The sequence below is a fragment of the Catenovulum agarivorans YM01 genome (genome assembly GCF_000281085.1).
GTDB lineage: Bacteria > Pseudomonadota > Gammaproteobacteria > Enterobacterales > Alteromonadaceae > Catenovulum > Catenovulum agarivorans.
Genome location: NZ_JH767537.1, coordinates 20,478 through 46,849, shown reverse-complemented (window position 1 = coordinate 46,849; position 26,372 = coordinate 20,478). Strand labels below are relative to the sequence as shown.

Here is a 26,372-nt window from a genome sequence, read left to right as displayed (position 1 = left end):
GATGTTTTCAGTACTTGCTCGGTCAAATCCTCAATTTGATCGTATCGCGACCAAAGCGACTTTTTTTAGTGCCGGTTTTATTACCGCGGCTTGGGCAGCCATTATCCCTTTTATTAAAGCGCAAGTCGGTATTAATGATGCTGTTATGGGTTTAATGCTGTTGTGTTTAGGTGGGGGCGCTTTGGTTGGTATGCCAATCGCTGGTTATTTCACCAACAAATATGGCTGCAAAGCGGTCTTGTTAGCCGCAGTGTCAGCTTTTGCTTTGTTATACCCAGTGTTGATTGTTGCCGATACACTGCCGCTGCTCACGCTAACGCTGATCTTTTTTGGTATGAGCATAGGTATTACCGACTGCGCAATGAACATACAAGCGGTGGCAGTTGAAAAAGATGCTGAGCAACCTTTGATGTCAGGTTTTCATGGATTTTATAGTTTAGGTGGCATGTTTGGTGCACTCACGTTAACCCTATTAATGTCAATGAATGTGCCCACGTTAGCTGCATGTATTGTTGCGACTGTATTCGTTTTATTGTTGTTGCTGACAACCGAATCGGGTTTACGCTCGGATAAAGCTGGCGAACAATCACAAATGTTTGCCTTGCCACGAGGCACTGTATTTTTTATTGGTATTGTCTGTTTTGTCTTTTTCTTGGCAGAAGGCACAGTATTAGATTGGAGCGGCATATTTTTAACCGAATACCGTGATGTATCTACTGCATCAGCTGGGTTGGCCGTTGCATGTTTTTCCGTTGCTATGACGTTTGGCCGTTTATTAGGTGACAAGGCGGTAGTGTTGTTTGGTGCGCGCTTTATGGTGGTGGGCGGTGCATTGCTTGCCATGTTTGGTTTTATTTTAAGTTTGTCGATTGAGCACTGGCTGGTGGCCTTAGTGGGTTACACCTGTATAGGTTTGGGCTGCTCAAATGTGGTGCCTATTATGTTTTCGGCGACAGGCAAACAACAGGTTATGCCAGAGTCTGTGGCGGTTACTGCTGTGTCCACCCTTGGGTATGTGGGTGTATTAGCAGGCCCGGCACTTGTAGGTTTTGGCGCGCAAGCATTTGGTTTGCCAACTGCGCTATTTTTTGTTGTTGTACTTATTTTACTTGCCACGCTATTGAGCTACAAAATAAAAACAAATTGATACCTTTTTGTAACCTGCAAAATTCTAGAGTGTTTAAACGGTTGAAATTTCACCTCTATCGTGCAAGGAAATAATTCAGGTTTATGCAAACAAAAGTGATTAGGTTAACCCTTTTGTAACCCTTAGTGGTTTTTAATGGGAGCAAATCACTTTTTATTGAGGAAGAGTATGCGATTTATATTAATTATGTTCAGCAGTTTATTGGCTTTAAACTTAACTGGCTGCAGTAAAGTCGATAAAAACCTAACTGTGAGTTCCCCAGATAAACAACTGTCGGTGCAATTAACTTTAGCTGAAAACGGTGGTTTAACTTACCAAGTTAACCGTGGAAAAAATACTGTTGTTAAGTCTTCTCAACTTGGTTTCGAATTCGCTCAACAAGCTAAATTTACCGAGTTTGAAGTATTAGATAGTCAAGTTCGTTCACACCAATCTAGTTGGCAAGCCGTATGGGGTGAGCGTAAAAATATAAGTGAAATTTATAACGAGTTGTTTGTTTCTCTTAAAGATAAAAACAGTCAACGTAAACTGAATTTACGTTTTCGTGTATTTGATGATGGTTTAGGTTTTAGATATGAATTCCCGCAACAGCCAGCTATGTCGAAGTTTGTTATTACCGACGAAAAAACCCAGTTTAATCTCGCACAAAACATGCAAACTTGGTGGATAGAAGCTGACTACAATAGTTACGAAAAACCGTATCAAACCAGTGAATTAGCTAAAATAAAACATGTGCAAACACCACTGACTATGCGTGGCCAAGCAGGTTTGCATGTCAGTATTCATGAAGCTGCTTTAACCGACTATGCAAGTATGTCGTTAGTGCGCACCAATGATACAACACTAGAAGCTGAATTAGCTCCGTGGGCAGATGGCACTAAAGTTAAAGCTCACGTACCATTTCAAACGCCGTGGCGCACCATTCAAGTTGCTGATAGTGCGGCTAAATTAGTTGAATCTGATTTAATTATTAACTTAAACGAACCCAATAAATTAGCTGATACGAGTTGGATTAAACCAATGAAGTTTATGGGCATTTGGTGGGAAATTCACTTAGGCATACACACATGGAAAGAAGGGCCGCGCCACGGTGCCACCACTGAAAGAGCTATGGCTTATATAGACTTTGCCGCAGAAAACAATATTGAAGCTGTATTGTTTGAAGGTTGGAATAAAGGTTGGGAACAATGGGGCACACGCGAAGCTTATGTTGTGCCTACGGACGATTTCGATTTAGCACAAGTAGCGAATCATGCCAAAAGTAAAGGTGTCGTTATTGTTGGCCACAATGAAACTGGCGGCAATATTGAAGCATACGAATCGCATGTGGATGAAATATTTTCTATTTACAGCGAGCTGGGTATTAACGTGGTTAAAACCGGTTATGTCGCGGAACAAGGTTTTGCCAACGGCGAAAATCATCATGGCCAATTTGCGGTTAATCACTATCGTAAAATTGTTGAATTAGCGGCCAAATACAAAATTATGTTAAATGTGCATGAGCCGGTGAAAGACACAGGTATTCGTCGCACCTATCCAAATATGATGACGCGTGAAGGTGCGCGAGGAGGCGAATGGAATGCGTGGAGTGCAGGCAACTCGCCTGACTATACTATGACTTTGCCTTTTACTCGTTTATTGGCTGGCTCTATGGATTATACGCCGGGTGTGTTTGATATCGACTACAGTAACTTTGCAGGCAAACGTTACGACTGGTGGGGCAATCCACAAAAAGCAGATTACCGAGTACATACTACTCTGGCACGTCAGTTAGCCAATATGCTGGTGTTATATAGCCCAATTCAAATGGCAGCCGATGTAATGGAAAATTACCAAGGGCACCCAGCATTTGAGTTTATTCGTAAACTAGATGTTGATTTTGACGACAGTAAAATTCTCGCGGGTGAAGTAGGTGAGTATATCTATGTTGCACGTCAAGCGGATGATACTTGGTATATAGGTTTAGCAACCAATTCACAAAGCCGCTTAGCCCAGGTTAATCTTGATTTCTTAGAAGCTGGAGCGGCTTATCAAGCGCAAATATTTAAAGATGCAGCAGATGCGCATTATCAAAATAACCCAGAAGCTTATGTGATTGAACTGCAGCAATTGGCACAACAAGACAAACTCAGTATTAATTTAGCTGAAGGTGGTGGTGCGGCGATTATTTTGCAAAAAGTTAAATAAAATAATTTGTATTGTGTAACCCAAATGTTACCTGCAAGGGATTAATTTATTGCTTGTGGTATCCCCACATTTTGTTGTGTGCAAAAGCCTTTGCTCTACTGAGCAAGGGCTTTTTATCTTCTGGCTGTTGTGCTTTCTGCTAGTTTAGTCAAATTATCTATGGTCTCGAGTTTATCGCGCAGCGGGACAGCTAAATGTGCACGCGATAACTCAATAATCGGCAATGGCTGATACAGCTCTTTCATCGCCCATTTAGCATAACGGGTATTGAGTTTACGGTAGTTAATTTGGGTGCTGATAGAGATAGGGCTTTTTGCCCAATACGGAATTTTAAATTGGTAATCAATTACATCTGATTCGCCGGCTCGGATTACGTTAACCGATGCTTTTCCAACCATATTAAATAAGTCGTGTTTCCAAACAATTTGTCCTTGTCTATCTGTAGGTAACGAACGGTATTGGTAGGCAGTTTGTTCAAGATATCCAGCTTCGTCGACATCACCACTGTTAAAAATTGCATGGCCTTCGGCATCAACAACTTGCACTGCCACCCAAGCTTGGTTGATATCTATTGTGCCACCGGGAAAGTTATGCCCAACACCTGTGTTGGCGACTATTACTTTAATACTGGCGCTTTCACCTTTATAAAAATAATAAGGCTGCACTGCCGCATGGCGTAAATTGGGGTTTACCGGCATTTTATTTATGGTTGCGTCTTTTCTATGCGGCGGCTCAATGCTGATGCGCACTTTGTTTGATTGCATAAATTGTGCGATAGCTTGTTGCCCTTGGTAGTCTTTGCTTAGTGTAGTTAACATACTATTGGCCGCAAAAAATTCATGGCTGCGCACATAACCATCTTTCGACGCGGACGGATCGTCACTTTTAACCAAAGGCATATGGCAATCTTGGCAGCGCTGTTGCTGCGCATGGCTAAATTTAGGATCGTTGTTGCCTGAGTAGGGGCTGTCTAACCAAGCTGTGTATTCATCTTGCATTTTGATCCAACCCCAACCGTTGAGATCTTTATCAATAAACTGACTATGGCAAGCAGAACAATATTCTGCCGTGCCAAGTAAAGCGGGTGCCATATCTTGTTTATGTTGTGCTGGATTAAAGCGCATCGCCAAACGGTTGAGTTGTTGCAACATAGGCTGCTGCGCTGTTTCAAAAATATACGGCTGGTTGATGTCAAAATGGTAACTCGCCACACCTTTATTGTGGACCAATTTACTAATGCCGTGGCACGATTGACAGTTGACTCCTTCTACATTGGCTAGGCTACCAACTATACCCGCATGTTCACCACCTTCAGATAACTGGCCGGTTAATAAAGCTAATGGTGCATGGCAACCTTCACAATAACGTGTTGCTTCAATACCTTTTTTGGTTGCGAGTAGCGTCACGTTAGTTACATAAGTTTTGTCTGATGCAGCTTGTCGATGTGCCGAGCGATACCATTGTTTTGCAATATCCATGTGGCAACTGGCGCATTTATCTGTGGTCGCTAAGGCCTTTTCATCAATAAAAATATTGTTAGTTGTGTCTGTTTGGCTAGGGCGAAACGGATGTGGACCATAATTGTATTGATAGTTTTCGACTATAGCTGCAGTTGAGTAGGGCTGTTCGGTCGTTTTGTCAGTCCACCACAATAAACTGCCAGCAATAATAGACGAAAGTGCAACGCTGGCAAACACGCTTGGAATATAATAACTGGTTTGAAAACGTTTATTGGCTTGGCTTCTATGGGTGACAAAATGTAGCAGTATATGAATAACTAAAAACAAAACTATGCTAATAGCGCTGAAAAAGTGCCATTGATAGGTGCTGCTATTGTCTTCGCGCTGGCCTTGGTAGACTAGCTCCATACCGGTAAAAACTACGGTTAACATTACCGCCAGTGTTAATAAACCACTAACAAACACCATTGACCGACGTACACCAAGTATGCGTTTAAAATGGACAAAACTATAAGGCACTATAAGCAGTGCCCATAAACTACCAAACACTAAATGTAGCAGGCTGTTAATTTGATTAAATACATGGTGCGGTAAAAAATAACTAACAAAACCACTGACAGCCAGTGCAAAAAACAATACGACCAACCAAGCAAAAGCGTGTGATTCTACATGGGCAGATTTAGTCATTGCACTTTCTCCTGTAAGCTATTTTCCTGTAACCAGTAGCTTTTTAGTTTTTCGCGCACATGCGTAGCAAATGACTGGTTTTGCATGATTTTATTGATGTCTTGTGCTGCTGCGAGCCAAGGGTAATCACCAGCGCGAATTACACTAGACAACACTGTATTGTTGCCAGCATTGATTTGCTGTAATAACCAATTGGCGCTGAATTTATCTTGTTTATATTGGTGTAGCGCCCAAGTCTGTTTTATTGGCGTAGCTAAGTTCGGCGCTGTGATAACAGCCGCGGATAAACGCTGGAAAGCTAAGGTTTTACGGCTTTGTATCGGCAAATCTAACAAGCTTAATAATTGAAAGTGAGCAGGCGTATCGACGCTGGCGAGCCAATTATGGAGCTGACTAACTAAATCGTTTGCGCTTTTGTTATTACTTGGATGCAGTTTACTTTGTGCGAGCATATTGCATAAAACAAAGTCGCTACCTAAGCTGGAGATGTGCAAATTATCTATGCTTTGAGCATGGTTAAAGCAGCTTTGCAACAGCGCTTGTTGTTGCATTTTACTTAGGCCACTTTGCCAACCGAGTTGTTGGTATATTTGTACGAGCGTTTGTTGCTGTTTTTTCGTCAGCTTGCTAAATAATGCAACTAGGTTATTGGTTTGTGCTGCATTCAGTTGTTTGATATCCAGCTGGATAATATCTTCTAACCAATTGTTACCAAGTAAATGTAATTCTTGCTGATTTAACTGCAAAGCTAGTAGTTGGCCCAACCAATATTTTTTGTCTGTTGAGTTTATGATTTGTGGTTTATGAATCAATAAAGCTAAGGCTGCATTGCGTACATCTGGCTTTATGCTTGTTTGTTTAAATAAGTCAAAATCGGGCAAAGGTAACGCATGTTGCTGTGCGGCGGTTAAATACAAGGCTTGTTGCTTGCTGCTCTGCATATCCGCATAATTAAGCTTAAACTGAGTTAACCAGTGTTGCACTTGTTGTTGTGCTAGCACAATCGCATCTTCTGCCTGTAACATTAAAGCTAGAGCCAAAAATACATGGATATTCTTATTGTTGGCTAACTCAGTTATATGTATATCAAGCTCAGTATTTAAGCGGGTTAACGCAATTAACGCTTGTTGAATTTCTTGATAATTGTCGCTGTTCGCTAACCTTTGTAACAGCAGCGGCCGCGCTTCAGTTTGTCTTATTTTGCCAAGTGCATTGAGCAAAGTGGCGCGACTCGATACCGGCGCTTGGGCAAAAGCTTCTATAATCACACTACTTGAATTGTGGTGCTCTGCTTCGGCTAAAGCGCTTGTAGCGCAATTAACTTCTGCTGAATTGTTGGCTTGAATACGTTTAAACAAATACGGCAAAGCTTTGTTCTTGCTACGTACTACAGCTTCTTCTTGGCTAAACCAAAAGGCGAATATATTGGCGGTTGCACAAAATGTGTGGGTGTCTTGAGTATCCAATAGGCTTAATAAATAGCGGGTGCTTTGTTCTGCTTCTAGCTGGGTAAGGGCACTGGCGGCTGCTTGTTGTAATTCTCCATCCGCTGTTTCTAACCAATATAAATAAAGTGCTAACCAATTAAGCTGTGGTTTACTGGCAATTAATGCGGCGAGTTCTTGCTGATTGGCATTGCTACTTGCCTGTTTAAGTTTTTCCACCACAGCGTAATGCAAAGTTTGCTGTTGGTTACGGCGCAAATAATCGGTTAAATCTAACTCTAAATCTTGGGTGAACTCGGCTAATGCCGCTGGTTGTTCTGCAGTGGTTTCTGGCTTGTTGGCGACAGGCTGCCATTGATTATGTTGCCATTGATAAAAATGATTTGCAGCTAGGGTGTGCTCGTAAGTTTTTGCTGCACTTTTTATCGTTACTTTAACCGATTGTTTATCTGCTAAACCAAAATGTAATCTAGCATCGTGCTGACCAAATAAAGCCTGGCGATTGATTTGGCTGTTGGCTATTTTTTTATCTTCAAGCTGAATATATTCAATCTTGGCATTGTCAGGGATAGTTAAGCTGAGCCAGTTGTTTTGTGCTGATTTATCAGCACTGGTATTTAACAACAATTGTGGGAAAGCATTATTGTTGGTGAACAGAATATCCAGTTTGCCATCATTGTTAAAATCAAGCCGAATGACACTGCGGCTAGAGTCTAAATTAGCGGGCAAGCAGTCTGTCGTTTGAAAGGCTACAGGCTGAACACTTGCTGGTTGATTAGTCAATTGTAGGCAATGATTTTTAGAGCCAAGCCCCATTTGTGGGCTAAAAGGATCAGGCATTAAATTGCCTGTGGTTAAAATAAATTCGCTGAATCCGTCGTTGTTAAAATCAGCAAAAGTATGACCCCAACGCGTTTGATAAATGTATTGATGTTGGTTGAGTTGTAATGGCCAACTTAAGTCACTTGCTTGTTGCCGTTTGTTCGGCGCAACAGCCATATCCAGCGCTAAATTAGCCAAACCACTATTGCGGCTAATAAATAACAAAGAGAAAGGATCATTGAGTTGGTTGTTAAAAGATGCGTAACGACTGTCGTTGGCAATAATTGGCAGAAAGTCTGTTGCCATAGGTTTAAACGACATTTGCTGATTAATAAAACCACGGACAGCTTGGTCAGCACTATTAAATTCAAGTAAATCAGGCCAGTCATCATTATTTAAATCTAACCAAATGGCCGCCAAAGTGCGTTCGGTGATTTTGGTTAAACCAAGGTCACTACTGATGTCTTTAAACTGCCAATTCCCTTGGTTGAGCAATACTTGATTGTGTATACCATCGTAAGCTTGTGGTTGAAATTCTCTATGGTGTTGTTCGGTAAAACCGGCGGCTTCTTCAAGGTTTTTCTGATTTTTTTGGTATTTGAGGTAATGGCTTAAGTGAATATCAGGTAAACCATCACGGTTAATATCAGCGACACTAATATGTGATGTCCAAGCTGGTAAAGTCAGTTGGGAAAAAGAGTCTATTTGTTCAAATTTAAAATCACCTAAATTTTGATAAAGAATATCCTGGGTTTGTGTCGCTATGATAATGTCTGGTAATCCATCCAAGTTAAAATCGGCGACAGCACAAGCATGGCTGACAGGATGAGCGGCTAGAGCGCCTTGTTGTAAATGAAAGTATCCTTGGTTGTTACGATAAATTTGCACACTATTGTGTTTGTGCCACCAAGCTTTGTTGCCATAATAACGGGTTTGTCCTGCGCCGCTAATAAAGAGTAAATCAACCCAGTTGTCTTGATCAAAGTCGGCTACACAAGCACCTGCAGCGAGCGAGTCAATGAGATCTGTAATTTTGCCAGTATGCTGGGTGTGGCTGTGTTGCAACCCACTGGTTAAGCTCACGTCAACAAACTTGAGTGGCGAAAGTTCAATATTAGTTTTTGGGTTCGGGGCACTTTCGTAAACATAAGTTGCCGAATTATCATGCCACAGCGCAATTAAAATAAGCACAAGCATAATTAAAGCCAGCATAAAAAATATGCTTGATATTATTTTAACGCTTTGTTTATACAGTACAAATGCCATGACTTTAGTTCCTTATCGGCTGTCAGATCTGTGGCAAATTCCTGCTTTAAGTCTTGTCTAAAAAATATCCAAATGCAAGTTGCTATGTCTTAGTTATTTGACTATACCTTATGGATGCCATGGTCAAATATTAATCATTCTGGAATGTGTCTCTTCAGATGAAACTGGTGTAATTTTGTTGTAGTAGCTTGAAGTCAGCTAAGTGCCTATTTTTATTAGTACAGAAGGCGCAAAGCTGTAAGTTGACGGATTAATAATATTTCAGCTGGACTATGCATATTCCAACACTAGGTTGCTTGCAGCCACAACTATTGTTGGAGAGCGTGATGATGTTGTTCGGAACTAACAATCTGCGCTGGCTTCAAGGGTGTTTACTTGTAACCACTCTGCTTTTACCCGCCTGTAGCAAAAACGATAAAGATCCAGAAACCCCAATGCCCAATCAATCGCCGACTGTCACTATTGCTGGTGATACCCAGGTTACTGAAGGGGACAATTTAACTCTGCAAGCAAATGCGAGTGATCCTGACGGTTCAGTGCAAAGTTATCAATGGACCTTGCAAAGTGGTGATGGTGTAACCCTTGGCACCAGCACTAATAGCAGTTTGCAGATCACTACTCAAGATATCACGGCCGACAGTCAAGTAACTGTGTCTGTTGTGGTAACAGATAACGATGGTGCAACCGCGACTGATAGTCATTCTTTTACTGTCAGTCGTATCACAAGCTCTCTTACTTTAACAGGTATGGTGACGGATGCGCCGTTAGCCAATGCTTTAGTGAAAATTATTGTTGGCTCTGATGAGTTTGAGGTGCAAGCTGGTGTTGATGGTAGTTATTCGCTGCTAATTGAAGTGGACCAAAGCAATATTAATAAGTTAGTTAAATTAATTGCTGAAGGTGATCCAACAACTCATCCCGGTGTTGTGTTTGTATCCCAGTTGCCAGCATTTTCGACCTTAAGCAGCCAAGCCGGTGATGACGGCATACTGTCGGCTGAAGATAATTTTTCTATCAATATAACCAATGTCACCACAGCTGAAGCGGCTTTGTTACAACGCGCCAACCAAGGTGCAGAGGTAACCACAGAAGCAGAGTTGAATACTCTTCTCAGTGCGGTCAATGTGGTTGATAAGCTCAAATTCTCCGCGCTGATAAAGTTAGTGGTTGATAATGCAGAATATAGTTTGCCAGATGGTGTAAACGACACATTAGCTTTGGTGTTAGACGAAGTTTCGCAACAAAACTTTGAAGCTTTTGTGAATAGCCAAGATGCCACTTTATTGGATGCAACTATTACTCTGATTATCGAAGACGATAATCTAGTAAACGTCGGTGGCGAAAACCAAGATTTTGACAATGATGGTGTGTTAGATGTAGTTGATGCATTTCCGTTTGATCCAAATGAATCTGTCGATACAGATATGGACGGCATAGGTAATAATGCTGACACTGACGATGACAACGACCAAGTTGCCGATATTGACGATGCTTTCCCATTAGATGCGACTGAATCTATTGATTCAGATATGGATGGCATAGGTAACAATGCCGACCCTGATGATGACAACGACCAAGTTGCAGATATTGACGATGCATTCCCGCTTGATGCAACTGAGTCTGTTGATACAGATATGGATGGCATAGGCAACAATGCAGACACCGACGATGATAACGACCAAGTAGCAGATATTGACGATGCATTTCCACTGGATGCAACTGAATCTATTGATTCAGATATGGATGGCATAGGCAATAATGCCGACACAGACGATGATAATGATGAAGTTGCCGATGTGGATGATGCTTTCCCATTGGATGCAACAGAATCGCTCGATACAGATATGGATGGCACAGGTAACAATGCCGACACCGACGATGATAACGACCAAGTTGCAGATATTGATGATGCTTTCCCATTAGATGCGACCGAATCTGTCGATACCGACATGGATGGTACAGGTAATAACGCTGATACAGACGATGATAACGATGAAGTCGCTGATGTAGATGACGCCTTCCCACTGGATGCCACCGAGTCTGTTGATACAGATATGGATGGCACAGGTAACAATGCTGACACCGACGATGATAACGACCAAGTTGCCGATGTAGATGATGCTTTCCCATTAGATGCTACCGAATCTGTCGATACAGATATGGATGGCACAGGCAATAACGCAGATACAGATGATGATAACGACCAAATTCTTGATGTCGATGATGGATATCCACTGATCGCAATTGGTGATTTAGTTGATACAGATAAAGACGGTATTCCAGATGATTGTGATCAAGCCTGTATAGATTTAGGCATGATGGCCGATGACGACGATAACGGCAATGGCATTCCAGATGATGAAGAAATTGATCTACTCGCAGTTGAAATTCTCACACCAGATTCGTTAATCACAGTTGGTAGTTCACCTATTACCGTAACTGGTAGTGTGTCAGCCGGTGCAGCTATTACCTTAAATGGTGTCACTATTACCAATGATAATGGTGTATTTAGCGGTGAAGTTGCATTAAAAGAAGGGTTAAACACCATAGAAGCAAGAGCTGTCGATGGTCAACAAATACAAACTGATACTATCTCTGTTTCGCTGGATAAAACACCACCTTACTTAACCATAGACTCTCACCAAGATGAACAAACTGTGTATTCAAGCACAGTTACTATTACTGGGTTAGTTAACGATATAGTGCGCGGCACCATTGAAGACAGCCAAGCAAATGTAACGGTAAACGGCGTCGAAGCTAATATTCAAAACCGTAGTTATTCTGCGACCAATGTAACTCTGCAAGAAGGGAATAATACCATCACAGTGCGGGGTTCAGATCAGGTGGGTAATACCAATAGCCTAGAGATTAATCTTGTTTATGAAATTTTACTCGGCAAACGTGTGCTACTCGAAAGTGGTGATGGTCAAGATGCAGTCATCAACAATCAGTTGGATGATCCGCTGGTAGTACAAGTATTAGATGATAATGACGATCCAGTGCAAGACGCCTCTGTGGTATTTAGGGTCGCACAAGGCTCAGGTGCAGTGGCTATTGGCACTGAAAACCAAGGTCGTGCAGTTGTGGTCGACACAGATGAAAATGGTTTCGCCTCAACTACCTTTAAACTGGGTGCAAGAACTGGGGTTAACAATCATAAAGTGACTGCCGCTGTGGTTGGATACACAGGTATTATAACTTTTAGTGCTTCGGCGAATGGACAAATTGGTAATAAACTCAGTGTTAATTCTGGCAATAATCAACGTGGTGCTGTCGGTAATGTGTTACCTGAAGCTATGGTGGTAGTGGTGACCGATGCCGGCGCTAATGTAGTGCCAAATTCGCGTGTGCGTTTTGCGGTAACTAAAGGGGATGGAGTATTTTCTAGCAATCAACAAACCTCAATTGAACGCACGACAGATTCGGATGGTCGTGCATCGGTTGCGTATAAGTTAGGTCAATTAACTGGTATAGATGCACAACGCATAACCGCCACCTTAATTGATGCCCCAGAAGGTCAAACTATTACTGCTGGTTTTAGTGCGACCGCATTTGTACCTGCCGATCCCGGTGCAACAACTATTACTGGTGTGGTGTTAGATAATCAAGAAACACCTATACCCAATGTGACCATACGGGTTGAAGGTAGTACACGTGAAGCTGTCACTAATGAAAATGGTCGTTTTGTGATCACCCAAGCGCCTGTTGGCCCAGTGCATTTAATCGCTGATGGTTCGACCACAACTGTGGAAGGGGAATATCCATCTTTGGGTTATAACCTAGTGACAGTAGCGGGTGTGGCTAATCCGTTATCAGCGCCCATTTATATGGTGAAACTCAACACAGATAACGCAGTGTATGCAGGTGCTGAAGATGTATCCTTAACCCTAGATGAATTTCCTGGTTTTAAACTGGATATCAAAAAAGATTCAGTCACTTTCCCAGATGGAAGTCGCCAAGGTTTTGTTTCTGTCACACCGGTAAATGCCGGTACTGTGCCCATGGCTCCACCTAATGGTATGCAGCCACAATTTATTGTGACCATACAACCTACAGGTACAAGATTTGATCCACCTGCAAGATTAACCTTACCCAATGTGGATGCTCACGAAGCGGGTGCGCAGGTGGAAATGTATTCGTTCGACCATGATCTCGAAGAGTTTGTTGCTATTGGTTTAGGTACTGTCAGTGAAGATGGCACTGTTGTCGTATCGAACCGAGGTGTCGGTGTTATTAAAGCTGGTTGGCATTGTGGTTCACAACCTGGTGGTCAAGCATGTGCGCACAATTGTCCAATTTGTCAGGACTGTGATGGCGAATGTAACTGTGTGCCAGCTGAAGGTGATCCAAGGCTTGCAGGAATGGATCAACAAGGTGATTGTAAAAAACCAGAATGCCAAGAAGGCACATTAACGAACGTCAATGACGATGCTGATGTGCCACCGGATGATGAAACTGGCGACTGTAAATCTTTTGTTTGTGAAAATGGCTCGTCAATGCAAGTGGTGGATAATTCAGATGAAAGTTTGTGTACCACATGTGGTGATGATGGCCCTGAACCAAAACCTGATGGCCACGTTCCAGACGAAGATAAATGTATTATTTGCCAAGACGGTAAAGAAACGAAAAAACCGGACAACGAAATTAGTAGTACCTCTATCACCTTTAATGGCGTGAAAAACTTTATTGCTGATGTGAATAAAGTGCTCGACTTTTTAGGTGCCGATCGAAAAATCCCAGAAATAGCTCTGTCGTTAAGCAACAGTATTAAAGAGGTCTGTTGTACTCAACAAAATGGCGCTATGACCCGCGAAGAAAAAGACGAAGGCACAGTGATATTCCCGCGCTGGAGTTACGCATGGACACCGACTATCCCTCCTTGGTCGGGTGACTATACCTTTAGTGTGTTAGGCCGAGAAATCGGCATTGCCTACGGCATTCGTTTTGAAGTGGGTTTTGATGGCAAATTTAGTATTAGCCGGACTAAACGTGAATGTCAGGGCGACAACTGTTGGGGCGGTGAAGTGAAAGGTGATTTAGGTGTAGGTGGTGGCCCATTTGGTAGTGTGCCAAATCCAGCTTCGTCACCAACCGAATGTGGACCTCCTAACGACAAACGCCCATGCGACATTATTCGCATTGAAGGCAAACTCAAAACCGGCATCAATATTCAAGCTGGGGTTAACTGTGAAAAAGTCACAGGTGGCATAGGCCACAATGGTGTGTCGGCCGAAGCAACCATTATAGTCGCTGAAGGCTCTTGGGTTGAAACTGGCGGTAGCACAAGTATTCAGTTAGTGAACTCAGGCAGCATTGCCACTATTGATATTCCATTGCCAGATTAAGGAGGCAGAAGTGAAAGTTTGTTGTGGTTTAACCTATTTATGGATGATGTTAGTTAGTTTTTCGCTGGTGGCACAAAACAACTTTTGGGCGACACCCACCTTTGCTGTGGGTGAAGCAACAGAAGGTGTGATCAGTGTTGAACAGGTTTATCACTATCAGTTATATGAGCCCAAAAAAGGTTACGAAAAAGTGCGTTTAGTCCAACGTAAATACTCGTCTATGGCCTCAGCTGAAGAAGCTTTTATTTCGCGCATGTCAGCGATTGCATCACTTGATTATCAATGGTGGTTAGATACTTGGGAAATGGATTCTAAACATTTAGCGCTCGAGTACTTTTCGAGCAAAGGCCTGAACCAAAGTTATTGGTTGGATACTTGGCAAAAACAGTTTGTCGGGCGAAAAATCACCTTTAAACAAAAAATAGTGTTACCCCAGCACATCATCATTATTTACAACGTTGCTGGAGCCAATGGCAAACCCGGGCCGATAGATTTACCTGTGGTTTTTAGCCAGCGTGAACAACAGTGGTTAGTCAGTTTAGATTTACGCCGCGAACCTTTGTTGCGTTATAGCCCATGGATAAATGGTGAAGACAGAAAGGTGATTGTATATGAATAAGTTAATTACGCAGTCTGCCAAGTTGTTTTGTTGTTTGTTAGTCATTATGCCTATGTTGGTCGGCGCTGTGGCAACACGTTTTCAAGATGAAGGTGAACGCACATTTACTTTAGTTGAACACTACAAATATCAACGTATGCAGTACAAAGATGTGGTGTTAACTCAGTTTGATATACAAATGCGTGATGTTAATGAGGGGGCTGATCGTCAGTTAGTGCAATTTTTATCAGCTCTGCGTAAAGATAATTTTGATTGGTGGTTAACCAGTTGGAATCAAGCCACTTTACAAGATTGGCAAGCGAAAGTTGAGCTGAAAAAAGCCCGCCGTGTTTACAATTTTTGGCGCGCCACTTTTACCAAACAGTCGGTTGCACAGCTGAAAGATTTTATCTTGATGGGTCAGTATGTCTTGATAGGTGTGCAAATAGATAGCGAATATCACTTGTTACCTTTTGAACTAGAAAATGGTCGCTGGCGTATTGACCAAGCTTATATGAATGCAGTGTTTTTTCAAAAGCTCAAAGAAAGATTGAGTAAAGAAAAACTACATATGGCACAGGCAGGTTGATATGGCACGAATTCTACAACAAGACAGTGACAGACTTGTGGTTAGCGCATTTCCCAAATGTATCAGTTTGCTGGTTTTCGGCTTTTTATCACTGTTTTGGCTGGCTGCAGTTTTTGGCGACAAAGATTTAAAGCTAGAAGATTATTTAATTTTTAATGGTGTTTGTTTGGTTGTTTTGGCAATTCAGCGCAGCCGCAAAACAATGTTCGACAAACACAATAAAACTGTGGTGTTACATACGCGGTTTTTATGGATTAAATCGGAAGATTGGTTTTCTCTGAAGGATGTCAGGGGAGTAGAAATGGTTTACGGCAAAGGTGGCAGATATGCGCGAGGTGGCGCTGTTTATCTGCTAGTGAAAGATCAACGTAAGGCAATAGTCGATTCTGATATTTGTTTTGGCAATGTAAAACGCAATATCGGAATTAAACAACAAATTGCAGAGTGGTTGGAGTTGTAACCAAAAATACAGACTACGGTATCAGCTAATGAAAAACTTTATCCAGACTGGACGAATACTGCTGACAGCCTGCTTTTTAAGTAGTGCTTTGGTGACAGCCACCAAAGCTGAAGAGTTGGATGAAAACTGTGTGGTGAATATTTTAAACCGCACTATACAGGTGGCAGAAGATGGTGGCTGGTCACTACCAAACGTACCTTCTAATCAAGGTGCAGTCAGAGCTAGGGCAACTTGTGTTGGCGAAGAAGGCACTACTTTATCCGGTCAATCAGGTTATTTTAACCTGCGTACCAATGGCATTACTCGGGTTGGCGAAATTCAATTCGTTGAACAAGAGCCAGTGCCGGTACGCATAAGTTTTTTAACCACAATTCAAATTAGCCTAACCGCACTTGGGCAAACTTATCAATTAGATGTTACCGCCGAATATCCGGGCGGTTTACTCGACAATGTTACCGCTGCCACCTCTGGAACCAATTACACCAGTTCTAATTCTGCGGTTGCGAGTGTTAATGCCAATGGTTTAATTTCGGCAGTTGGTAGTGGTAACGCATTAATTACTGCCAGTAAAGATGGCCAAGTGGCAACACGTTTAGTTCGAGTCAGTTTCACAGGTGATCAGGATGGTGACGGTTTACCTGATGATTACGAAAGCGCTAATGGATTAGACCCGAACGATCCGGCAGATGCATTTGAAGATAGAGACAACGATGGTTTAAGTGCTTTAGATGAATATCTAGCAGGCACAGACATTGATTTAGCCGACACAGATGGTGATGGCATAGACGATGGTGAAGAGCTGATTGAAGGTGAAGATGGTTTTATTACCAATGCATTATTAGCGGATTCAGACGGTGATGGTTTATCTGATTTTGTTGAAGTGACATTAGGCTCATCACCAACCGATAGCAGCGAAGCCGATTATCAAAATGCGATTACTGCTATTAGTGTTGTGCCTAACAATGTTGTTATGACTTTTAATGGTATCGACAGCGAAGTCAGCACTCAACTAACTGTAACTGCCACAGTGTTAGATGGCACAAGTTTAGACGTTACCGCCAAATCAAATGGCACTAGTTATCAATCGAGCGACTTAGCCACAGTCAGTTTTGGTATTACCGACGGACAAATATTTGGTGGCGCGGAAGGCAATGCCACTGTGACAGTATCTTTGTTTGATTTATCGGTTGAAGTGCCAGTAACGGTTGAAAGTTTTCAACCAGCCGGCATAGCAACTTTGTCATTTAGCGGCACTGCTTATGACAATGATGTACAAGGCGATTATGTTTATATAGCGGCCGGTAGTGCTGGTTTACACATAGTAGATACCAGCGACAAAACCAACCCTGAAATTGTCAGCACATTAGCAACCAGTGGCACAGCTAGAGACGTCAAAGTTGTTGGCACTTATGCTTTTGTTGCTGTGGCAAATGCGGGTTTAGATATTATTAATATTGCTGATGTCAGCCAACCTACTTTAGTCAGTAACATAGGCAGTAATGGGATTGCGGTCGACTTAGCTGCGCAAAATAGCCATATATTTGTCGCCAATGAGAGTGGTGGTTTTGAAATATTTAATGTTGAAGATGTGTCTGCGCCATTTAGCGTGGCTAAACTAGATAATTTAGGCAAAATTATCGGCGTGGATGTATCAAACGACAGAGCTGTTGTTGCTAATAGTTCAGCTGTGATCGTGTTAGATATTAGTGATTTAGCTTCACCTATGCGCCTTGGTAGCATCAATATAGGCAACATTCGTGCTGTGGTGATGGACGGTGATTATGCTTATGTCGCCTGTTACACCTGTGGTTACAAAGTCATAAATCTTAGTGATCCAATGCGCCCAACTATAGTCGGTGGTGATACACGTTTTTATCCATCAGATGTTGAATTGACCAATGGCTTTGCTTTTTTTAGCGACATTTTATTTGTTAATGCTGTGCCTTTTGTCAACATAGCCGATCCAGAAAACTCTATTTTCCAAGGTGTGATTGATATTCGTCAATTTGGCGATAGAGATGCCAACTCATTATCGATTGATGCTGGATTTGTTTATTCAACCGCCACCAATCGTTTATATATTTCGCAATATCGCATCTTAAATGACAACCAAGGGATAGCCCCAAGTGTTGAAGTAATATCACCACCAGATGGTGATGTTGTAGTTGAAGGCAGCCGTATTTTAGTCAGAGCAGAAGCAACAGATGATGTGGCAGTTGCCACAGTACAAATAAGGGTGAACGGCACTCTAGTTGCCTCTGATACGACTAGACCATACGAAGTGCCTATTAGTGTGCCTGCTGGCATCACCAGTATGAATATATTGGTTGAAGCGGTCGATTTTGGTAACAATGTTGGCGACGATCTGGCGTTATTAACCGTTGAGCCAGACGAAGATGGTGATGGTTTAGGTGACAATGAAGAGGTGTTTACTTGGAATACAGATCCTGAAAATCCAGATTCAGATGGTGATGGTCTAATTGATGGTTTAGAAATAGAGTTAGCAACAGATCCGCTCGACACAGACTCAGACGACGATGAAAGAACGGATGGGGATGAAGTTGCCGCTGGCACTGATCCACTTAATCCAGACGTCACACCACCTGAAGTGAGCTCAGTTGACCCAGCAGATGCAGCGACTGATATTTGTGAAAATAGCAATATCAGTGTGATCTTTAATGAAGCTATTTTACGTCGTTCGTTAACCGATTTAAGTATTCAGCTCATTGCCGAAGACACCACAGTGTTAACTGGTATACAAAGTTTAACAACCGCCAATACTGAGCTGATATTTAATCCAACCAATTTATTGGCGGATAATAGTAGCTACACAATCGAAGTGAGTGGCGTTAGAGACGAAGCCGGTAATCCATTGGCTGAAACTTTTACTTCAACCTTTACCACAGGTAATTGTGTTGATGAAGAAAGACCAACCTTGATTGATATCAGTCCGGTTAATGGCAGTTCCAATATTCCAGTGAATGCAGTGATCACTGCGATTTTAAGTGAGCCAATAGATCCTGTAACTGTCACAGAAGACACTATGTATGTGGTTGACCAATCGAGTGGTCAACGCATAGGTGGTATTTTAGATATAGCAGAAAACAACTCAGCGATTTCGTTTATACCAAATGTGCCTTTATTGGTTGGCCGTCGTCATTATGTTTATCTAACCAGTGGTATTCAAGACACTTTCAACAACCCATTTGTTGGTACATCACGTTGGTTTGATACCTCGTTTGATATAGATGGCAGTGGCCCACAAGTGGTTGCGACTAGCATGCTCGACGAAGCAACGGATATTCCGGTCAATGTCCAGCCAGCAGTGCGTTTCAATGAAGCAGTAAATGCGCTGTATTTAACCCAAATTCAATTGCTTAACTCAGTTGGTGCTGAGGTTGCTGTCAGTCGCAGTTTAAGCAATGACAGACGCAGAGTTGTATTGTCGCCAGTGCAAAATCTCAATGCCAATGAAAGTTACACCTTATGGATAGACGGTGTGCAGGACTTAAGTGGCAACTTGTTAGCTAATCCTATTGAAATTAACTTTATGACCAGTGATGTCGCCGACACTGTAACTGGCTCAGCGATACGTTGGAGTATTCCAAATAATTCACGCGATGTTGCGCGTAACCCATTATTGGCGGTTGATTTCTCAGAAGCTATAGATCCTAGCAGTGTTAACTCCAGCAGTTTTTATTTATACGACAGCAGCACCAATTTATCGGTTGCGGGACAGCGTATACTCAGCGAAGACGGCCGCAGATTAACCTTTGTGCCTAATCAACCACTTCGAGAAAATCACTTATTCTATTTGTATGTCGGTTATTCACCGTATTTGCAAGACTTAGCGGGTAATTTGATTGCACAAAATAACTATCATTATTTTTATACCGGCCGTGATTTAGACAATGAAACCCTTGCCGTTAGTGCCAGTAATTTAGGTATGGATAATGACCAAGCACCGCTCAATAGTAGAGTGGTCTTATATATGGATCAAATTATCAGCGACAGTTGTCCGATAGCGGATGCGGTTCAGTTGGTGACAGGTGAAGAGCAAATTGCAGTTGATACAGCCCTTGCGAATGATCGCCGCACTATTACCATTACGCCGCAAGAAAACCTCACCGCCTTGACTGAATATACCTTAACCCTTGATGGTTTATGTGATTATGCGGGCAATGCATCTGAAACATATCAATTGTCTTTCACCACTCAAGATGTGGAAACAACAGACACAACAGGCCCTGCGTTATTAGATATCAGCCCTGCCAATGCAACGTCAGATATAGATGTAACCACTCAAGTTGTATTGACCTATGATGAGCCGGTTGATTTGCGCTCTGCGCCACCCATTACAGGTGCGGGCATTACAGTGCCTGGCAGTTATCAAGTAAATGGTGCGGTAATTACCTTTACCCCAGATATTTTATTACCTGGCAGTACACGCTTTACCGTGGAGCTTTATTACAATGTACCTGATTTAGCTGGTAACACACGTTATGGTGGTACAAGATATTTTGATACCCAAGCGGTTGAAGATACCCAAGTACCGAGTGTCTTGGCTATTTCACCAGTAGATATGTCGAGTGATATTCATCCTGCACAAAATGTGGTGTTGTCGTTTGATGAACCAGTTAATTTAAATACGTTAAATGCCAATAACTTAGCACTGTTCTATAACGGCTCTGTGCTCAGTTCAAATATCTTCCGTTCGGCTGATGGACGTCAAGTGACACTATCTGCCTCGTTGCCGCATTCAGCAATTGTTTCTGTGGTCATGACAGACGGTGTGCAAGATTTAGCGGGTAACGCGATAGTTCCGTTTGTGAGTTCGTTCACCACAGGTGTAGCCGATACTGACAATACTCGCCCACGAATTATTGCACAAACACCAGTTAATGGTTCAAGTGGCTGGACAGATATTAATCAAGTGTATTTCTACACAGATGAAGCTGTGGATGAAAGTACTTTAGCAGATGCATTTAACCTAGCTGAAGATGGTGTGTTAGCTCAGGTTGAAATTGATGTGTTAGGTGATGGCCGCACTATACGTGTGACTAAAGATACAGATTTTAACGACAATGCGTTAATTCAATTGTACTGGGATAGCAGTGTACTCGATTTATCTGGCAACCCATTACATGCGCATAACTCATACTTTAATACCTCAACCACCACAGATAATTTGGGTATTAGACCTAGAGTTGAATCTTACTTCCCGAATAATGGCAGCCGAGGTACGCCACTGAATGCCATTATCTTAACGCGCTTTAGCGAAGAAATGGATTTAACCAGCTTCACCAGCGAAAGTGCCATTCTCTATAATGTCACAGACAATTGGAGTGTGATGCCTCGTACCATTACCTTAGATGATACAGGGCGAATTGCACAGGTAGTTGCTGATGATGGCTTAGTTGCCGACAACCAATATTATTTATGGTTCTCGACTGCCTTGTTGGATACAGATGGTGATAACTTACAAGGTAACTCAGCAACTTACTTCTACACAGATGCGGATTCAATTGTCGATGATGCCCAACCAACAGTCGCAGCTATGAGTCCACCAGATGGTGAATCTAATGTCGGCACCAATGCTTGGTTTGCGACACGTTTTAGTGAACAAATTAATCCAATAACCTTTGCTGCAGAAGGTGCGATTAATGTGCAGTTTGCGGAAAATAATCAAACCGTGCGTTACAACATGTTGCAACCTTTGGCGAGCGAAAGTGAAATTACTGCTATGAGTCCTGAAATGGCAGATTTAGCCGGTAATATGGCGGTCGGTAGTCAAACTCAGTTTACCACCACAACAGGCCCAGACTTTGTTCAACCTAGTGTGACAGATGTATCCGTATTTAATAATCAGCAAGATATTGCATTAAATAGCGCATTTGAATGGACCTTTAGTGAGCCAATCGATCCTATTAGTGTAACTAGCTCAGGCGTTTATATTTACGACAATGTTGATAGAGTGACTATTGCCAGCAGTTATGAATTATCCGCTGATGGCAAACGCTTAATCTTAATGCCAGACCAAGCACTGTTAGCTGGTCGTCAATATTATATTTACGCCTACTACATGCGCGACTTGGCCGGTAACAATTTAGGTAATCACTATAGATATTTCACCACAGGTTTTGCTGAAGATGTAGTTGCACCTGAAGTGGTTAACGCCAGCATAATAGATGGTCAAACTGAGTTACCAACCAATGTTAGATTAAATGTGCGCTTTAACGAAATGCTCAATCCACTTGATTTAGATGGCATTGTATTAACCGACTCAAGTGGTCAAGTTGTGCCTGTGCACATTAGTTTAAATCGCGGACGTCGTTTAGTGAGCTTAGTTCCACGCCACTTATTGGCACCAATGCAAGATTACTTGTTAACCATAGAAGGTGTGTCTGATTTAAGTAATAACCAACAAGTTGAAACGCTAATGCTCAACTTCACAACAGGTGCAACGGTTGATTTAACTGCTGGAAGCATAGTGCGCTGGAGTATTCCAAATAATACCCGTGGTGTCGCACTCAATCCTAACCTTGAAGTGCACTTTAGTGAGCCTGTTGATAAAGCAACTATAGATACGGATACCTTCTATTTATACGACAATGATGCGCGTATTAGTGTTGCTGGAGATTGGACTTTGTCTGAGGATGGACTAACGCTGAATTTTGTCCCAGATGAAGCGCTTAGACCGAATCATCTACATTATTTTTATGTGGGTTATTCACCTTATTTACATGATTACGCAGGAAATCGAGTTGGACAGAATAACTACCACTATTTCTACACAGGTGACAGTGCAGATGAAGCTGCACCTGAATTAGAGCAAATTAGTGTGGTTGAAGGGGATACTGATGTACCTGTGAATGGCCGAGTTGTGATTGTGCTTTCTGAGCGCCTCAGTGATACCTGCCAAATAGCACCTGCCTTTAGTTTAACCACTGGCGGCGAAGCGATTGATATTCAAGTATCAATGGAAAATGATAGACGAACCTTAACCATTCAAGGCCAACAAAACTTGCAAGCTGCTACTGAATATCAACTAGCAGTTAATGGTATTTGTGATTATTCAGGTAATGAGTTGGCGCAAACTTTAGTTAACTTTACCACTTTGGTGAGTGCAGATGCAGATAGCTCTGGACCGAGTTTATCGACTATTTCCCCCATTCACCAAGCAACCGAAGTTGAGGTTGAGTTAACTGAAATTGTGATGACTTTTGATGAAGCAATTGATGCGCGTAGTCGTCCGCCAGTTACAGGTGGTGGCATTACCATTCCGGGTCAATATACGGTTGAAGAAAATGTTATTACCTTTGTTCCGGCTATTACCCTTGCAGGCAATACTCGTTACACCATTGAGCTGTATTACAATGTGCCGGATTTAGCCGGTAATACTCGTTACCTTGGTACACGCTACTTTAATACGCAAGAAGCTGCTGATTCCGTTGCACCAACTGTTAGTGCAATATCACCAGCGGCGGATAGTGTTGATGTGAATCCAGCACATAGCGTAGTGCTGAGTTTCAGCGAACCTATGTTGTCTAGCAGTATTAATAATCAAAATATTGCTCTGTATGCTAATGGTGTTGTAATTACACCAAGTGTATTCCGTTCGGCTGATGGCCGCGATGTGACAGTTTCAGCTTCGTTACCACATGCTAGTTTAGTCAGTGTTATAGTGACTGAAAATGTTCAAGACCTAGCAGGCAATGCAGTTGCGCCATTTATCAGCTCATTTACCACAGGCACAGTAACTAATGACGTCACACGTCCAACTATAGTGACGCAAATTCCAGCCAATGGTAGTTCTAATTGGATTGGCTTAGAAGAAATTACCTTGTATGCGTCTGAACCTTTAACGTTGGCGAGCATAGATGCTGCAATCAAGGTGACTGACGATGGAGTATTGTTACCTGTAGATGTGGCATTAATGGGCGACGGTCGCACTATTCGTGTAACACCAACTGATGGTAACTTCCCAGATTCTAGTCGTATCAGTTTATACCTCGACAGTTCAGTTGTGGATACCACAGGTAATGCGCTGCAAACCTATAGTAGTTATGTTAATACCAGTGTGGCGACCGACGGAGTAGGCGCTCAGCCAACAATTGTCGCTTATCATCCAGTTAATAATACTGCGGGTGTACCACTGAATCCGATATTAACCGCACAGTTTACCGAACCGCTAGATAGCAGCACCTTCGGCTCTGAAACCATTATTTTATATGATGTCACAGACAATTGGACTGTATTGGCGAGCAGTGCTGAGCTAGATGCAACTGGCACCATAATCCGTGTAACCCCTGATGCAGCTTTAGTTGCGGATAACCAATATTACGTTTGGTATTCAAATGCAATTAAAGATACTGATGGTGATAATTTACGCACTAATTATGCGACTTACTTTAACACAGCGGCAGATGCGGTTGCGGATGATAGACAACCTATGATTAGTAGCTTAAGCCCACCTGATCAACAAACAGGTGTTGGGGTGAATACCTTGTTTGCTGTACGTTTTGATGAACCTATGAACCCACTGACTTTTGATTATGCAGGTGGTGTTAACATTAGTGTGCAGTTTAGCGAAAATAATCAAGTGGTGATTTACCGTAAATTAACCCCTCTACCTTCAGAAGCTGAACATACAGAAACTTTTGCTGGCATGTTGGATATGGCGGAAAATCAAGTGGTAGAAGATTCTACGACCTTTACTACGCTAGCAGGGCCTGATTTTGTTAGACCTGAACTTGTAGATGTTGCTTATAGTAATAATCAACAAGATGTGGCGACTAATCCTGTGGTGGAATGGATATTCAACGAACCAATTGATCCTGTTAGTGTAACGGCTTCTGGAGTGTATATGTACAACAATACCACCAGAGAAACCATAGCTTCTAGCTCACAATTGTCCGCGGATGGTATGCGTTTAACAACTGTGCCTGATGAAGCATTAGATACCGCTAGTCAGTATTATGTCTATGCTTATTATATGCGTGATCTCAGCGGTAATACCCTGGGTAATCATTACCGTTATTTCACCACAGGTGCCGCTGCAGATGAAACCGCACCAACAGTTGTTAGCACAAGTGTGACAGACGGACAAACCGGCATACCAGTTAACTTACGCTTTAACGTACGCTTTAGTGAATCGCTCAATCCGCTGGTGGATAATGCCGTGAGTTTACAAACAGCTTTAGGTGTAGATGTGCCAGTTAATCTATCGCTTTCTCGTGGCCGCACCTTGTTAACCATAGTGCCAAAACAGTTATTGATGGCTGATACTGACTACAGCTTAACTGTGACAGGCCTTAAAGATATCAGTGGCAATACATTAGCGACTGACTTGGTGGTTGATTTTACTACCAGTGATACCGGCGACTTCCATACCAGTGGCGTAGCACATTGGGGTATACCTAATAATAACACCCAAGGTGTGGCGCTGAATCCATTGTTGCAGGTGCATTTCGCTGAGCGGGTGGACAAAACCACAATTGATGGCAATACCTTCTATTTGTGGGATAACACAGATAGAGTGACTATAAGCAGCAGTTGGGATTTAACCGCAGACGGTTTGACCTTAACTTTAACGCCTGATGATTTGTTAACCGCAGAACATACTTATTATTTGTATGTGGGTTATAGCCCGTATTTAACTGACTTATCTGGTAATCGTATCGCAACAAATAACTACAAATATTTTGTTACTGGGACGGATACTGAAGCGGATGAAACAGCACCAGCTGTGAGCCGCAGCAATATCGCAACAGGTGAAACCGATATGCCGATTAATGGCCAGCTAGTATTAGAGATGTCAGAGCCATTAAGTGGCGCATGCATACTTGCCAATGGTATTGACCTGACCTTAGGTGGCGAAGATGTTGCTACAACATTGAGTTTAACCAATGGCCGCAATATTTTAACCGTTAAAGCTGCCGCAGGTTTTGCCACAGAAAGCAGTTATCAATTGGCATTAACAGATATTTGTGACTACGCTGGTAATAAGTTAACTGACTATACTTTGAGTTTTACCACTAATGCTAATAGCAGTAATGATACTGGCGGCCCAACACTACAAACAATAACGCCTGAGCATAACAGCACAGGTATTGCGGTTGGCAGCAATATAGTATTGGATTATGACGAAACCCTCGATTTACGCGCAGCGCCGCTGTTAAAACAAGGCGGTAACTTAGTGGCGGTTAGTTATACGGTTAATGGCAGCCAAATTACGCTCGACCCTGATGAAGACTTACAAGCTAATACTCAGTATGTTGTTGAGCTGTATAACTATGTGCCAGACTTAGTGGGTAATACTCGAAATGGTGGCACGCGAACTTTTACCACGGCGGAATAAAACCAT

Annotated in this window: 9 protein-coding genes; 7 read left to right on the top strand and 2 right to left on the bottom strand. The window is 42.3% G+C overall.

All coding sequences use genetic code 11. From position 1 onward, the window contains the following. Position 1 precedes the first annotated feature (1 nt). Positions 2-1,147 carry an MFS transporter gene (locus WSC_RS0118440; protein WP_016957433.1) on the top strand — a complete coding sequence of 382 codons (1,146 nt, stop codon included), beginning with the start codon at positions 2-4 and terminating at the stop codon, positions 1,145-1,147. A gap of 168 nt (positions 1,148-1,315) precedes the next feature. Beyond that, positions 1,316-3,334 (top strand): glycoside hydrolase family 97 protein, encoded by a 2,019-nt coding sequence (locus tag WSC_RS0118435; RefSeq protein ID WP_016957432.1) that lies wholly within the window; start codon positions 1,316-1,318, stop codon positions 3,332-3,334. Between the two features lie 113 nt (positions 3,335-3,447). Here WSC_RS0118435 and WSC_RS0118430 read toward each other — a convergent pair whose 3' ends face one another. Together WSC_RS0118430 and WSC_RS0118425 are read right to left on the bottom strand one after the other, a co-directional pair. Continuing rightward, a complete protein-coding gene (locus WSC_RS0118430; protein WP_016957431.1) occupies positions 3,448-5,481 on the bottom strand; it encodes a multiheme c-type cytochrome in 2,034 nt (677 codons plus the stop codon). After that, positions 5,478-9,014, bottom strand: coding sequence for an FG-GAP repeat domain-containing protein (locus WSC_RS0118425; protein WP_016957430.1), 3,537 nt, complete (start codon positions 9,012-9,014; stop codon positions 5,478-5,480). The genes WSC_RS0118430 and WSC_RS0118425 overlap by 4 nt, the downstream gene beginning before the upstream one ends. Positions 9,015-9,448: 434 nt before the next feature. On the opposite strand from WSC_RS0118425, the gene WSC_RS24420 reads away from it, so the two are divergent. From WSC_RS24420 to WSC_RS0118400, 5 genes are read left to right on the top strand one after another with little or no spacing between them, the layout of a single operon-like run. Further along, positions 9,449-14,359 (top strand): PKD domain-containing protein, encoded by a 4,911-nt coding sequence (locus WSC_RS24420; RefSeq protein ID WP_157447348.1) that lies wholly within the window; start codon positions 9,449-9,451, stop codon positions 14,357-14,359. A 10-nt stretch (positions 14,360-14,369) separates the two neighbouring features. Then, positions 14,370-14,978 (top strand): hypothetical protein, encoded by a 609-nt coding sequence (locus tag WSC_RS0118415; RefSeq protein ID WP_016957428.1) that lies wholly within the window; start codon positions 14,370-14,372, stop codon positions 14,976-14,978. Then, entirely contained in the window at positions 14,971-15,546 is a 576-nt protein-coding gene (locus WSC_RS0118410; RefSeq protein ID WP_016957427.1) for a hypothetical protein, read from the top strand. The genes WSC_RS0118415 and WSC_RS0118410 overlap by 8 nt, the downstream gene beginning before the upstream one ends. 1 nt (position 15,547) lies before the next feature. Beyond that, entirely contained in the window at positions 15,548-16,006 is a 459-nt protein-coding gene (locus WSC_RS0118405; protein WP_016957426.1) for a hypothetical protein, read from the top strand. Positions 16,007-16,034: 28 nt separating this feature from the next. Beyond that, a complete protein-coding gene (locus tag WSC_RS0118400) occupies positions 16,035-26,366 on the top strand; it encodes an Ig-like domain-containing protein (protein WP_016957425.1) in 10,332 nt (3,443 codons plus the stop codon). Positions 26,367-26,372: the final 6 nt, after the last annotated feature.